Origin of the sequence: Phaeobacter sp. JH20_02, from assembly GCF_048056915.1 — a bacterium.
Lineage (GTDB): Bacteria > Pseudomonadota > Alphaproteobacteria > Rhodobacterales > Rhodobacteraceae > Phaeobacter > Phaeobacter bryozoorum.
On the sequence record NZ_JAYMVP010000014.1, the window covers coordinates 18,672 to 31,882 of the forward strand.

14 protein-coding genes are annotated in these 13,211 nt (G+C 59.2%); 8 read left to right on the top strand and 6 right to left on the bottom strand.

Annotation, left to right across the window (positions count from 1 at the left end):
• The first annotated feature begins 4 nt into the window (after positions 1–4).
• Entirely contained in the window at positions 5–619 is a 615-nt protein-coding gene (locus tag VWY34_RS03750; RefSeq protein ID WP_416535716.1) for an amino acid synthesis family protein, read from the top strand.
• A gap of 78 nt (positions 620–697) precedes the next feature.
• Here VWY34_RS03750 and VWY34_RS03755 read toward each other — a convergent pair whose 3' ends face one another.
• The 5 genes from VWY34_RS03755 to VWY34_RS03775 form a co-directional block, all read right to left on the bottom strand.
• Entirely contained in the window at positions 698–1,252 is a 555-nt protein-coding gene (locus VWY34_RS03755) for a transposase (protein WP_416535717.1), read from the bottom strand.
• Positions 1,253–1,336: 84 nt separating this feature from the next.
• Positions 1,337–1,555 carry an IS66 family insertion sequence element accessory protein TnpB gene (tnpB, locus tag VWY34_RS03760; RefSeq protein ID WP_416535742.1) on the bottom strand — a complete coding sequence of 73 codons (219 nt, stop codon included), beginning with the start codon at positions 1,553–1,555 and terminating at the stop codon, positions 1,337–1,339.
• A gap of 77 nt (positions 1,556–1,632) precedes the next feature.
• The gene (locus VWY34_RS03765; RefSeq protein WP_416535718.1) at positions 1,633–2,202 is read right to left on the bottom strand and encodes a PIN domain-containing protein; all 570 of its coding nucleotides are present in this window, start codon (positions 2,200–2,202) and stop codon (positions 1,633–1,635) included.
• Positions 2,199–2,663 carry a helix-turn-helix domain-containing protein gene (locus VWY34_RS03770; RefSeq protein WP_416535719.1) on the bottom strand — a complete coding sequence of 155 codons (465 nt, stop codon included), beginning with the start codon at positions 2,661–2,663 and terminating at the stop codon, positions 2,199–2,201. The genes VWY34_RS03765 and VWY34_RS03770 overlap by 4 nt, the downstream gene beginning before the upstream one ends.
• Positions 2,664–2,815: 152 nt before the next feature.
• On the bottom strand, positions 2,816–3,883 hold the full coding sequence (locus tag VWY34_RS03775; RefSeq protein ID WP_416535720.1) for a hypothetical protein: 1,068 nt from the start codon (positions 3,881–3,883) through the stop codon (positions 2,816–2,818).
• Positions 3,884–4,109: 226 nt separating this feature from the next.
• On the opposite strand from VWY34_RS03775, the gene VWY34_RS03780 reads away from it, so the two are divergent.
• From VWY34_RS03780 to VWY34_RS03810, 7 genes are all read left to right on the top strand, one after another.
• Positions 4,110–4,991 carry a recombinase family protein gene (locus tag VWY34_RS03780; protein WP_416535721.1) on the top strand — a complete coding sequence of 294 codons (882 nt, stop codon included), beginning with the start codon at positions 4,110–4,112 and terminating at the stop codon, positions 4,989–4,991.
• A gap of 283 nt (positions 4,992–5,274) precedes the next feature.
• The gene (gene repA, locus VWY34_RS03785; RefSeq protein ID WP_416548805.1) at positions 5,275–6,462 is read left to right on the top strand and encodes a plasmid partitioning protein RepA; all 1,188 of its coding nucleotides are present in this window, start codon (positions 5,275–5,277) and stop codon (positions 6,460–6,462) included.
• The gene (gene repB, locus VWY34_RS03790) at positions 6,462–7,532 is read left to right on the top strand and encodes a plasmid partitioning protein RepB (RefSeq protein ID WP_164184759.1); all 1,071 of its coding nucleotides are present in this window, start codon (positions 6,462–6,464) and stop codon (positions 7,530–7,532) included. Before repA ends, repB begins: the two co-directional genes overlap by 1 nt.
• Before the next feature lie 122 nt (positions 7,533–7,654).
• The gene (locus VWY34_RS03795; protein ID WP_416558528.1) at positions 7,655–8,737 is read left to right on the top strand and encodes a helix-turn-helix domain-containing protein; all 1,083 of its coding nucleotides are present in this window, start codon (positions 7,655–7,657) and stop codon (positions 8,735–8,737) included.
• Positions 8,738–8,915: 178 nt separating this feature from the next.
• Complete coding sequence (locus VWY34_RS03800; protein WP_416548808.1) at positions 8,916–11,111, top strand: ParB/RepB/Spo0J family partition protein; 2,196 nt, start codon at positions 8,916–8,918, stop codon at positions 11,109–11,111.
• A gap of 100 nt (positions 11,112–11,211) precedes the next feature.
• Complete coding sequence (locus tag VWY34_RS03805; RefSeq protein ID WP_416548810.1) at positions 11,212–11,685, top strand: hypothetical protein; 474 nt, start codon at positions 11,212–11,214, stop codon at positions 11,683–11,685.
• A gap of 386 nt (positions 11,686–12,071) precedes the next feature.
• The gene (locus VWY34_RS03810) at positions 12,072–12,236 is read left to right on the top strand and encodes a hypothetical protein (protein WP_007803240.1); all 165 of its coding nucleotides are present in this window, start codon (positions 12,072–12,074) and stop codon (positions 12,234–12,236) included.
• 154 nt (positions 12,237–12,390) lie between these two features.
• Here the strand turns inward: VWY34_RS03810 and VWY34_RS03815 are convergent, their stop codons facing one another.
• Entirely contained in the window at positions 12,391–12,927 is a 537-nt protein-coding gene (locus VWY34_RS03815) for a hypothetical protein (protein ID WP_416548812.1), read from the bottom strand.
• Positions 12,928–13,211: the final 284 nt, after the last annotated feature.

Sequence of the window (13,211 nt, forward strand, 5' to 3'; positions counted from 1 at the left end):
ACCTATGCTTCCGGAACTGAGAAAAGTCGTCACCTTCGATGAAGACATCCACACCGAGGGCGGCCGCGCCTCCGACCCGGTCCTGCGCATGATCGGGGTCGCGGCCGTGGTCGCCAACCCCTGGGCCGGACGTGGTTTTGTCGAGGATCTCTCGCCCGAGATCCGCCGCATGGCGCCGGTTCTGGGCAAGATGCTGACCGACCGCCTGATCGCGCTGGCCGGATCAGGCGATGCAATCGAGGCCTACGGCAAGGCGTGCATCTCGGGCACCAATTGCGAGGTCGAACATGCCTCGGCCCTGATCCACACGCTGCAATTCGGTAATTTCTACCGCGAGGCGGTGGGTGCGAAAAGCTATCTTGGCTTTACCAACACGCGCGGCCCCGCCAACACCCAGATCCAGATCCCGCTGATGGACAAGCACGATACCGGCCGCCGTTCGCATTACCTGACGGTGCAGTTCTCGATCTATGACGCACCCGCCTGTGACGAGCTGGTGGTCGCGCTTGGCGCCGCGACACGCGGGCGGCCGCATCATCGCATCGGCGACAGGTACTCTGATCTGGCCGCCTTGGGCCGGGGTGTACAGGACCCTGCCGGGATCGGAACCAGCGAATAGCGCGCAGCGCCAAGATATACTCGGCGATGCAGTCACTCTGGACGGCTCCTGTCGCGTTGCCCTTAATTCGGCTCTGCCTCAATCTGTGTGGCGGAACGGTAGCATTCTCGCCCGCAACAATGCTGGGCCGGCTCGGCCGTACATGGCGCGTTTGAGGGTCTTCAGGCGATTGATCTGACCTTCTGCTTGGCCGTTGCTCCATGGCATCTCGATGGCGTTTTTGACCGCATCAAAATCCCGGTTCAAGGTGCGGGCAAAGCGCATGATGGGCACCAAGTCAGTTTCGATCGCGTCGTCGATCCATGCAGGGAGCGGGTCTGCTTGGCGGCCACGCATGATACCGTTGAACCGCATGGCGAGGCTACGCATCGTTGCGAAGGCGGTCTCGATATCTTCGAGCTCCAGCTCGTATTGGGCCGGGTCAATCTTCTCGGATTTGGTCCCGAAGAGGGCTTTCTTGAAGGACGCAACCAGGGCCTCGAGCCGCGCATTCTGATCCTGTTGCGCACGGATGATCGCCTTCAGTTCGGCAATGTCATCGGGCAATTCATCAGGCGCGGTCATGCCCGATGCCATAACAAAACAAGGCCAGAATGACCCGCGCAAACGACCCCGTGAGTCACTCCGCCGCATAGGGCGCTGCCACCTCCAAAGGGCGCACGCGCCGCCAATCCAACCCCGCAAACAGCGCCTCAAACTGGGCCGGTTCCAGGCGCATCACCCCGTTCTTGACCGCGGGCCATGTGAAGCAGCATCTTCGAGCCGTTTGTAGGCCATCACCAACCCGCTACCGTCCCAATAGATCAGCTTCAGCCGATCCGCGCGCTTGGCCCGGAACACATAGACCGACCCATCAAACGGCTTCTGGCGAAGCTGGCTCTGCACCATTGCAGCCATGCTGGCTGTGCATGGTCGAGCTGTATTGGCTGGGGAGATTGCGCGGTGACAATGGAGAGGTTAGCACCTGCAATGCCAAAACGAGTTGAGCACGCCAAGACCCGCGATGGCGCCAATCAGAGCAGATCGGCAAACTGCTCCAGGTCAGCAACAGTTGCGACCAGCCCTTGTTGCGTCAGGATCGACAGATATTCGTCAACACTCTTGGGCGGGTTTTTGAGGCGGGCGCGAACTTTGCGTAGCGCGGAGCAGACCAGACCGGGCGCGAGAGAAAGCTGGTTCCGGAAAAAGTCGTCGGGGTGCTGAGTTTCGATGCCGAATGGTGCAAGTGCCTCTGGTGGGAAGTCCTTCAGGTTCTGAGTGACGATGGCGTCACAGCGCCCGACGATAGCGGCCGCCAGAACGTGCCGGTCGTCGGGATCCGACAATATGAGGGCCGGCACCAAGGCCTCATAGCCGGTGACAAGACAATCGCGTGTGGCCCTGTCCATCAAGTCGCGGGTCCGCTCCAGCGCCGCCCGCTCCCGATGAGGTTCATTGCGTAGAAGGGCGTCAATCCATTCCCGATGGATGTCAGCCGTCCACTTCGCCTTGAAAAGATCCGTGACCGCCAATTGCATCAGCGCGTCCCGCATGGGCGCAGGGTAGAGGACATTCGCGTCGAAAAGGACCGTGTACTGGCTCATTTCGAGCCATAGCCCATGTCCTGGTCCTGTGCGTCGGCGGTCAGTTGATCAAGGACGGCTTCGCGCTCGCTGTCGATGGCTGCCTTGTACGACATGACGTCTTCCATTCGGACGCGGCGATGCTTGCCTACCTTTCGATGCGGAATACTGCCATCCTCAAGCAACTTGATCAGAAACGGCCGCGAGACATTCAACACCTCTGCCGCCTGGACTGTCGAGAGTTCAGCGTTCTCGGGAATGATGGTGACGCCGCGACCGGCTGCCATCGCCTCAAGGATCTCCATGAGTAGCGCAACAGCGCCGGCGGGAAGTTCGATCGGTTCCATCTGCTCCGCGTCTGTAACGCGAAGCTTCAAGGGCCTTCGGGCTGCCGCAAAGCGCGACAAGGCCTGTCCCGAGACGCGCGCGATCGCAGCGTCCTGCGGGGTCGGTGGAAGATGCCGGTGTGCCAACATGTTCATGGTGGTCTCCTCTCCGTTTTGTACAGTCTACCACCATATATGAAATAAGTGCAACAAATGCATTAAGTGCACAGGACTTCTCAGGATGCTCTGCTGCGTGAGGGCTTTGGCGCCTTTGCCACCAACGTGATCAGCGAAGTCTGGAGCAGTCTTCAGTTCGTAGTCCGCCACATCCGATAGCGTCCTTGCCCGGTCACCTCACGGATCAGCCCATGCGCTTCCATCCAGGCGAGGTTGCGCTGGACGGCGGCGCGGCTGGCACCGGTCAGAGCTTCGGCCATCGGGGCGGAGACGAGTGGCCATTCGGTGAGCACGGCGCGCAATGCGCGCGGGGTCTTGCCCGAGAGTGGGGTCATCTGGGTTTCCGCCCTCGCTGACCATGCCTCGATATCGTCAAGGTGCCGCATTGCGGTCAGGCAGGCGGTCTCCATCCCGTCAAGCCAGCGCGCCAGACGGTCAGCGGGTGGGCCGCTGGCGCGCAGCCCCCCTGCCCCGCCCATGGCCAGAGGCGCAAAGACTGCGCCCCTGCCCTCGCTGGCCGCAATCCGCGCGGCCGTGACTGCCGCTTCCATTCGATCGCCCTGCTGCCCGAGGCCCGCGAGGCTCCAAAAGTGAAAGCCCACGCAGGCGCGGGTTATCGGGTGAAGATCGGCGACTTGTGCGATCAGGTCGAGCCAACCGCCCGCGCGATCCGCGAAGGGCTCGTCATCATCTGCCATATTCTTGGGATCGCGGCGGTCGAGGAAGGCGGATAGGTCCACCTCTGGGCCTAGCCCCCCTGTCAGACGACGTACCGCCCAACCGACACGTGCAAGGGCTGCGGTGTCGTCTTGCAGGCCGGAAATGCGCATGGAGATCCAGAGCGCCAGCCGATCCGGGCCGATGCGGTCACCCGCGAACCAGCTGAGGTCGGCAGCCTCGATCAGGGCAAGCCTGTGCCGCCATCCTTCCGGGCTGCGTTTCAGGCGGTCGTCCAGCGCGCCAACGCGACCGGCCACACGGGCAAGACGCGCGGCATGACCCGCCTCTGCTTTCCGCCAATCGTCGAGGGCATCGGTTTCACGCGGTTCGACCCTTGGTCCGGGCGGCAAGTAATCCGACTCCTCTTCCATCGGACCGGGCAGGAACCAAAGATGGTCCTCGGACGACTGTTCCACCTCCTCACCGTCGATGATGAGAGCATCATATTCATCATGTAAGGCAGGCGCTTGAGGCTTCATATGTGCAAAATATCTAAGTTTTGCATTTTACCCAAGGGTTTTGTCGGGGTGCGCTCACGAACTTTATATAGCACGCGCGGGCGATGGTCGGCGAGGGCTCTCTGATCGCGCTCACTGTATAGAAACCAAGGGCTTTCTGTTGAGCAGGGCCACAGAGAGCGCCCTTGCATCCGTTTGCAAACGGTCGTTTAATAACGGTATATGAAATTGCAAACGGCCGATTTTCATGCCCCTGATAGGCTATGCGCGCGTATCCACAGAGGATCAGACCCCCCTGCCCCAGTCTGAGGCCCTGCAAACTGCGGGATGCGTCGAGATCTTCGAAGAGCACGCCTCAGGCGGCAATCGTGCCCGGCCGGTGCTTGCCCGCTTGCTGGAGCGCATTAGCAAGGGCGACACGCTGGTTGTCGTACGGATCGACCGCCTCGCGCGGTCCCTGTCACATCTGCTGGAGGTGATCGAGCGGCTGGAGGCCAAGGGTGCTTTCTTTCGTTCCATTCAAGACCCCATCGACACCGGATCCCCGCAGGGCAAGTTCACTTTGCAAGTGCTGGGGGCTGCGGCCGAGTTTGAGCGCGCCCTTATCCGGGAACGAACCAAGGCCGGCCTCGCCAGCGCGCGCACTAAGGGCCGCGTGGGCGGGAACCCTGGGCTGCGGGCCAAAGACCCAGCCGCTCTTCGCAAGGTGCGGCTGGCGCGACAGGACGGCTACATGGAGCGTCTGAACGAGACGGCACAAGATTGGGTGCCCCATGTGCGCCGGTTACGCCCCGACTTGGCTTGGGAAGACGTGGTGCGCATCGTCAACGGCCCCTTGCCCGAGGCGCGTCGCTGGACCCAAAGCCGCCTGCTGCGCGCTGTGAAGGCCTATGTCCGCGACGGCTTCCTGCCTGCCGAGGTGCTGGCCCGCGCCGGGCGCCGCGAAACCGACGACCGCCTGCCCGCAATTATTGCTGGCATCAAGGGCGCAGATCCCGACATCACGCTTCAAGCGATCTGTGAACGGCTGGAATCTATGCGCGAACGCACGCCTCGTGGCCGAACAAGATGGCGGCCGTCTTCGGTGAAGATGCTGCTGGAACGGGCTGAGAGACTGGGAATGATTTAAGAGACTAAGATTCGTTTCTTTGGAAGCAAAACCGCCTATGTGAATCGGGTACATCTTGCGTTTAAGTGATGGCAGCGACACAAGCACTTGACGCGCTGGATCCGCGAAATAAGATAAGTCATTGTAAATAAATGATTTCACCGGATACCGGCCCACCATCTGAAAAAATCCTTGCCTGTCAAACGCTTTCCTGACATTTTTGCGGAAGAACGCTAACCATCAGTTTCCGGCGGTTTTGCGTTCCTTCTCAAGATAGACCCGGAAGACGGGCGGCGGGACGGGCATGAACGAGCAGCGGATCAGAATGGATCAAAAGATCCAGACGATGGCGACACGTCTAAGCAAATCGCTTGATGTGAATATGCGCAAGTCGTTTCTACCTGATGAACGAAAGGCTCTCAGACGCTTCTCATCCACGGAAGTTGCCCAGATCCTCGGCGTAAGCCAAGATTTTTTGCGGAAGATGTTTTTCGAGGACAAGCTCGATCTCGGTGAAATCGAGACAGACGCCCGCGGCCGCAGGTTCTACACTGCAGAGCAAATCGATATAGCGCGCCACGAAATAGCCCGGTCAAGCACCAAGTTCCAGCATATCGTTCCTCGTCGTCGGGATGGGGAGCATATCCAGATCATTTCGATCGCCAACTTCAAAGGGGGCGCAGGGAAGACGACAACAGCGATCCATCTGGCCCAAAAGCTTGCCCTTGATGGTTATCGGGTTCTGGCAATTGATCTCGACCCACAAGCCTCAATGACCACCATGTTCGGTTTCCGGCCGGAAATCGACTTCCCTGAGGCCGGAACGGTGTACGATGCCCTTCGGTACGAGGACCCTATCCCCTTTAGAGACGTTGTGCGCAAAACGTATTTCCACAACCTCGATCTAGCCGCGGCCGGCTTGCTGCTCTCTGAGTTCGAGACCGAAACCGCACACGCCCTTCGAAACAATATCAGGCCGCCGTTCTATCAGCGGCTTGCCCTTTGCATTAATGAAGTCGAGACAGACTACGACATTGTCGTCATCGACTGCCCACCGCAACTCGGGTTTACCACACTATCGGCTTTGGTAGCGTCGACATCCCTAGTCGTCACTGTCATTCCAAGCATGCTTGACGTCGCCTCGATGGCCCAATTCCTGCAGCTCACATCCAGCCTCATGGCAACAATTGCTGAAGTGGGCGCATCGCCCGACTGGGACTTCATGAGATTTCTAATCACTCGTTTCGAGCCCAATGACGGCCCCCAAACCCAGATGGCGGCATTCCTGCGGACCATGTTCACGGATGACGTTCTTACTCAGCCTTTCCTGAAATCCTCCGCAGTCTCTGACGCTGGGCTCACGCAACAGACACTGTTCGAGATCGCCAGAACGGATTTTCATCGCCAGACGTACGATCGGGCTATCGAGTCCATCAACGGGGTTGTGGCGGAGGTCGAAGGGCTCATCAAAACGGCATGGGGGCGCAAGTAATGGCCCGCAAAGTCACATTCGACATTCCCGAGGATGAAGAAAAGCAGCAGAGCTCGTCGATTTCTCCGACTCGAACCCAGTCACGAGCCCCTGCCCTTTCGGGAATGGCCCGTTCTCTTCAGGATGCGGCACAATCTTCAATTCAAGAAATCAGTACCGACCTTATTGATGATTCCGAGTTCCAGGATCGTCTCGCCCTGGATGACGAAGATGACATCAGGGAACTGGCTGAAAGCATTGACAAGCAGGGACAGCTTATCCCGATACTTCTGAGCCCCGAAGGGGGGCGGTACAGGATCATCTATGGGCGCAGGCGATTAGCGGCCCTTCGACTTATTGGCAAGCCCGCAAAGGCTCTCATCAGAGGCTTGGATGAGGATCAAGCGATTCTTGCACAAGGCCAAGAGAACAGCTTCCGAAAAGACCTCAGCTGGATCGAGAAAGCCCTTTTTGCACGTTCTCTCATAGAGTCCGGCAAGGATGAGGGACTGGTCTGTGACGCCCTCAACATCGATCAGAAAGCCAGGAAAGCCGGTGACAAGCTCACGGGACTTGCTCGCATGAAACAAGTCACTTCCTGTATTCCGACTGAACTCATCCAAAAGATCGGGGCGGCACACGGGGTTGGACGGGATCGTTGGTATGCTGCCGCAAAGTCTTATGAGAGCCTTGGCTTCTCTGGAGGTGAAGGGTTTCCGGCCGGAAACCGAGAATTCCATGATGCTCTCATGGAATCCAGAGGTTCAGGCAAGACCTCCGACGAACGCTTTGCGATCTTCGAAGGGCTCCTGAAACAGCACAAGCCCCCTGCCCCATCGGCGATCAAGACAAAACTCGGGATGGTGAAGGTCACCAAAAGAAACGTGATCATCACCGTCAAGAACGGAGATGACGGGCTTCATAAGTGGATCTCTGAGAATCCAGAGGCCGCTCTTCTAGCGTTGGCGAACGCGAAGGCCGCTGGTCCAGGGCAGATCATTACCCCAGAGAAAATGGAACCCATAGGTAACCCAGTCTCCGGCAGGGATCAGGATCTTGATGGTCCTGACATAGACGATAACAAAAACTGAGCAGAAAGGAGGACAGGCCAGAAAAGGAAAGACCCCCCGAAAGCAGTGCTTCCGAAGGGCCTCGATTAGCTTAGACACCTGATTGATACCCCGAAGCCGAATCGTTTTCAACACCGTTCGCGGTGAACGGGGAAGCTTTTTCAGCCGAAATCATCATGAGACAGGTATTTTCTCACACACCCGCCTTGGCGGAACGATCGTCTGTACCCGGTACGAACCCGTACAGGGTAATCGAGCCGATCCGAGCGCTTCGCAAAGAACTCGGTCTGACACCAAATGACCTGGTAACACTGCAGGCCTTGATCAGCTTCATGCCGAAGAAGGCCGGCCAAACAGCTCCAATGACTATCGTCTTTCCCTCAAACGCATCATTGTCTGAGAGAACGAACGGCCTGAACGAGAGAACGATTCGACGGTGTATCGGACACCTCGTGGATGCCGGGCTGATCCAGCGCAGGGATAGCGCAACCCGCAAACGGTTCCCTCTTCGCTACGGTGGATTGATCAGAGATGCCTTTGGCTTCGATCTGCAGCCAATGTATGATCGGGAAAGAGAGCTCACCGAACACGCAGAACAGCTTGTGGGCGATCAGGAAAAGCTACGGTCACTCAAGGCGGAGGCACTGGCTCTTCGTGTCGAGGCTTTGCGCCAAGCAAAGGATGTTGAGACTGTCTCATTTCTCCAGAACGTACGAAACATCCTACGCCGTGCAACTCTCAAAGCCGACGAAATCATAGAGCTTATCAAGAGGCTGGCAGAGTTGGTCGGAGCGACCATCAGAGAGTTTCCGGCCGGAAACCATGACGCTCAGGAAACAATGCCGGACCAAATGTCCGGCGACGACGGACAAAATGTCCGGCACGTAGAACCCACAAGATTGAATATAAAAAAAGATAGAGCAGATGCACACTGCACCTCTGGTTTTCAGGAACGCCGAGATCCAACAATTATGGCATGGACGGACCTGAAAAACGTATCGGACTTCTTCCCGCATGAACCAAGAGATCATCAATCAGTTCTCGAAATATTGGCCGATGTCGGAAGATTGCTAAGAATAGAACAGGGCAGGATCATGAAACACCTTAGAGAACGAGGTCCAGGGCAGCTCCTTATTGCACTCGACGAATTAATTTTGAGAGCCAGCACAGGACAGGTGAAAAACAACAACGCCTACCTCGACGCTATGATGAGGCAAGGGACGTGATGGTCTTATCACGCTCACTCAACCAGTTTGTAATTGAGCGTAGTCTTCGATCCTCCGGCAAATTTTCCCGGATAGTTCCAACCATAAGGTCATCGAGAGGGAAAGGAGTGTTGGTTTGAGGGTGACGGGAAGTGAGATCGGGAGAGTGGCTTCCGGCGCCCGTTGTGGAGAAGATCTGATGACCAAAGCTGTTCGGAAAATCACCCTGTCCCCGTCCCGGGATATCCCTTTTGACAAGCTGGTGCTGAGCCAGTCCAACGTGCGGCGCATCAAGGCTGGCGTGTCCGTCGAGGAACTGGCCGAAGACATCGCCCGCCGCGGTCTGTTGCAGAGTTTGAGCGTGCGGCCCGTGTTGGCTGACGATGGGACCGAGACCGGCAAGTTCGAGATCCCGGCCGGGGGCCGTCGGTTCCAAGCACTGTCCTTGCTGGTGAAGCAGAAGCGGTTGGCAAAGACTACGCCCATTCCCTGCATCGTCCGCGATGCTGCGTCCGATATCCTGGCCGAGGACGATTCCTTGGCCGAGAACATGCAGCGCGTCGCCCTGCACCCGCTCGACCAGTTCCGCGCGTTTGTGTCCCTGCGCGACAAAGGTCAGACCGATGCAGAGATCGCTGCAGCCTTCTTCGTAACGCCGCAGATCGTGAAGCAGCGCTTGAAACTCGCTTCCGTCGCCCCTGCCCTACTTGAGGTCTATGCCGAGGATGGCATGACGCTGGAACAGCTCATGGCCTTCACCGTGAACCCCGATCACGCGCGTCAGGTTCAGGTGTGGGATGTGATACATTCATCCTGGAACAAGGAGCCATTCCAGATCCGGCGCATGTTGACCGAGACCTCGGTCCGGGCGTCCGACCGACGCGCGGTCTTTGTGGGTGTTGAGGCCTATGAAGCGGCGGGCGGCACGATGCTGCATGACCTCTTTCAGCGCGATGACGGTGGCTGGCTCGACGACCCTGCCCTGCTCGATCGGCTGGTGACGGAAAAACTCCAGGCCGAGGCTGAGACGGTTGCGGTTGAAGGCTGGAAGTGGATCGAGGTCGCGCTTGACCTGCCCTACGGCTACAGCCACGGCCTGCGGTCTCTGTCCGGTGATCCGGCACCGATGACGGATGACGAAGGTGCAGCTCATGCCAAGCTGCTCGCCGAGTATCGGGCGCTGGAAGAGGAATACGCGGGTCAGGATGAAATCCCCGACGAGGTCGACACGCGGCTTGGCGTTTTGGAAGCGGAGATGGAAAAGATCGAGACCCGGCCATTGATCTTCGATCCCTTGGAATTCGGACGGGCAGGGGCGTTCGTCACGCTCGACCGCTACGGCGCGCTGGCAGTCTATCGCGGGTATGTGCGCCCAGAGGATGAGCCCGTTGAGGAGACCGTTGAGGAGACCGCGGTCCAGGATGGTACTGATCCTGCGGTGGCGGGGCAGGGGGATGATCGTGATCTCACCGATAGCCATGGCAGTGCCGCTCATGGCGGAACCGTCATCATGTCGGGTGGCCAGCCGATCGGAGCTGACTTGCCGGAGGATGAGGATGACGGGGCGCTGAAGCCGCTGCCCGAGCGGTTGGTCATGGAGTTGACGGCCCACCGGACGCTGGCGCTGCGTGAAGCAATCGGGCGCTCGCCCGACGTGGCGTTGACGCTGCTGCTTCTGAAGCTGGTGACGGACACCTTCCGCACCTCCTCAGCTTCGGGCAGCTGTCTCGAGGCATCCGTGCGTCACGTCTACATGTCGGCGCAGGCGCCCGATCTGAAGGACAGCGTGGTGGCCAAGCTGGTCGACGAGCGTCATGCGGAATGGGAAGCCGATCTGCCGCTTGGCGATGATGCGGCTCTTTGGGACTATCTGACGGTCCTCGACCAGGGCAGCCGTCTGGCCTTGCTGGCGCATTGCCTCAGCTTCGGCGTCAACGCGCTGCATGAGAAAGTGAACCCTTACGGAGCGGGCATCTCTGCTGGCGGTTTGACCCGGCGGATGGCGCATTCCGATCTCGTGGCGCGCGCCACAGATCTCGATATGGTCGAGGCAGGCTGGGAGCCGACGGTCGACACCTATCTCAACCGCGTGCCCAAGACCCGCATCCTCGAGGCCGTACGTGAGGCCAAGGGGGAGGGGACTGCCCAACTCCTCGATCACCTGAAGAAAAGCGAGATGGCCAGTGAGGCCGAGCGCTTGCTGAAGGGCAGCGGCTGGTTGCCCGAGGTCCTGCGCCGTGTCGATCTCGTGGCGCTGGACGATGAGGACCATGCCGAAGGGCAGGGGCCGGATGTCGATGCCGAAATGGCCGACAGCGTCAGTGAGGCTGACCTTCCTGCATTCCTGACGGATGACTTGCCTGTTGAAAGCGCATCGATGCTGGCCGCGGAATAGCGTGATCCAGCGGGGGGCGGAGATTCCGCCCCCCAATCACCCTATAACGTAATGATATCAATTAGATGAATGCGATTACTCGCATTCAGAATGAGGAATCATGTCTGCAACAACCATCATCGACACCGCACCCCTCGGGGCGCTGATCCGCTACACCGACGGCAGTCCCAAGCCGCCGGCACGCTTCACGAAGAAGCTCGCAGCCTGGGAGCGCTCGAACGGCGTCGGGCGCCTCGTGAAAAAGGAACCACCCCGACCTTACCCGACATGGACGGCACCCGCGTCGTTCACGCTGCATGAAGGCAACTTCGCTTCGGACGGGGTGATCCTCGTCACCATCATGCGCAGCCATTCCGCTGACAGCGCCCTCGTCTTCGAGGTGGCCGAGGACCCGAAGCCCGGGCAGGTGCGCGTGCTTCTCGACTTCGGCGGCAACACGGAGCTGCTGCATCTAGCGGAGTCCGTCACTGCGGCCGAGCTTTGGATCGCCAAAGAAGGATACCGCAACGCGCGGCTTGAAATCGTCGGCGATGAAGAGGGCGAAAGGGCAGGGGGCGCGGACCTGGCCGCCTGAGCCCAACTGAAACCGAGGGGCCCGCCCAAGCGGAGGCCTCTCAACCATCACAACCTTGTCCTTTGAGTTCGCGGGGTACCAAAGGAACCATCCCCAAAGAAGGAGTCTTCAACCAAGAGCATGGCCGGGAGGCTCGCGGCGTTCCAAGCATCAGCGGGACAATCGGCTCCAGTCGTAAGGGGACCATCCCCCGCTCGCCATTCCCTTCCTTGGCCCGAATCCTGTCTTCGAGATCAACCCGCGGGGGGTCGGACTACGGGCGAGCCCGTGCCGCCGGATGGATTCGGACGAGCCGAACGCACCCGGTGATGTCAGCCAGTCTTCGGGCCTTCGAGGTCCTGTCGCGCGGGGGATGGTCCCCCGCCTCCAAGACAGGAGCCAAACAGATGTCCCGCAAAGATGCCCACGCCTTCGCCGCCTCCCTCGCCGCCACGCTCATGGTCTCGATCGTCGTCTTCCAGGCTGGGGATGGAACCTTCGGCGCTGTCCCCGCCGATGAAATCGACGGAGACGAGGTCGTGATCGTTTCGGAATACGATCCCTTCGGGTGAGGCTTTGGCCTCACTTCCCGAGGGCCCGGGCACGGCGCAGGTGCGCCTCCGGGCCTATCGCCAACAGAGTGATCGGCGATGCCGATCTTGGTACCCTAGTGTGCCATCTGCGCAATTCGTGGTACGCAAGGGGCCGATATCGTGCGTCGCTAAGCTATCCCGCTCTATGCAGATGTACCTTCAAATCAGCCCATTGCTGGCAGAACTCATCAATTCGGGCCTCGATCTCTTCGTTGGGGTTCAGCACAAAGAATGTCCTTGGACTGTAAGCGGTCGCCCGCACCGCAAAGCCCGGCGTCCCGACCTCGCCTAGCCAATGATCAACCTCAGCGTCATGGCCGCCGCGCCGCCGCGTATTGTGATGGTAGATTACAGCGCATCGACCTTTGGCCAACTCCTGCACCTCTGCGAGGGGCATCTGCTTGCCGAACTTCGCCCGCCCCCTTCGCCAATTGGCGTCATCGATGATACCATTATCCGGGTCTGCGAATACGAGATCGCACGTGGATAGCCTCTCCATCACACGCTGGAACCAAGCGGTGCGCCAGTTGCGGCGTTCACGCGGTGCTACCATACTACTGTCTACGTTCTCGTCAGATGAAATCGCACCCTCCAACACCGGCAGCAACGAGTTGATCGAGCGCGCGTCCCTCGTAATGTTTCGAAGATGGCTGAACAGGACCGGGTCCAAGTGTTCGTACCGTTGCGGTTGAACGAGATAGGTGATGTGCCGCCCATCCCCGTTGTGGCTCTCGTCCGGGTACCGGTACCACGCGACGCCCAATTGCCGTCCCGGGGATAGGGCCCTCAACAGGCCAAGCTTTACAAAGTCGCCAACATCTCCGGCATAACGGTCTTGCACTTGGAGTAACCTATTCCTTCTTTGTCCATGACACTCCACCAGATCATTAGCGGATTGCAGGCTTGTGGGCCACCAACTTGCGATGACGGCTGTACAAGATCAGATGAATATTC

Coding starts and splice junctions, on each gene's coding strand:
- VWY34_RS03750 (WP_416535716.1), top strand. CDS start 5: ATGCTTCCGGAACTGAGAAAAGTCGTCACCTTCGATGAAGACATCCAC.
- VWY34_RS03755 (WP_416535717.1), bottom strand. CDS start 1,252: ATGCGGCGGAGTGACTCACGGGGTCGTTTGCGCGGGTCATTCTGGCCT.
- VWY34_RS03765 (WP_416535718.1), bottom strand. CDS start 2,202: ATGAGCCAGTACACGGTCCTTTTCGACGCGAATGTCCTCTACCCTGCG.
- VWY34_RS03770 (WP_416535719.1), bottom strand. CDS start 2,663: ATGAACATGTTGGCACACCGGCATCTTCCACCGACCCCGCAGGACGCT.
- VWY34_RS03775 (WP_416535720.1), bottom strand. CDS start 3,883: ATGAAGCCTCAAGCGCCTGCCTTACATGATGAATATGATGCTCTCATC.
- VWY34_RS03780 (WP_416535721.1), top strand. CDS start 4,110: ATGCCCCTGATAGGCTATGCGCGCGTATCCACAGAGGATCAGACCCCC.
- repA (WP_416548805.1), top strand. CDS start 5,275: ATGAACGAGCAGCGGATCAGAATGGATCAAAAGATCCAGACGATGGCG.
- repB (WP_164184759.1), top strand. CDS start 6,462: ATGGCCCGCAAAGTCACATTCGACATTCCCGAGGATGAAGAAAAGCAG.
- VWY34_RS03800 (WP_416548808.1), top strand. CDS start 8,916: ATGACCAAAGCTGTTCGGAAAATCACCCTGTCCCCGTCCCGGGATATC.
- VWY34_RS03805 (WP_416548810.1), top strand. CDS start 11,212: ATGTCTGCAACAACCATCATCGACACCGCACCCCTCGGGGCGCTGATC.
- VWY34_RS03810 (WP_007803240.1), top strand. CDS start 12,072: ATGTCCCGCAAAGATGCCCACGCCTTCGCCGCCTCCCTCGCCGCCACG.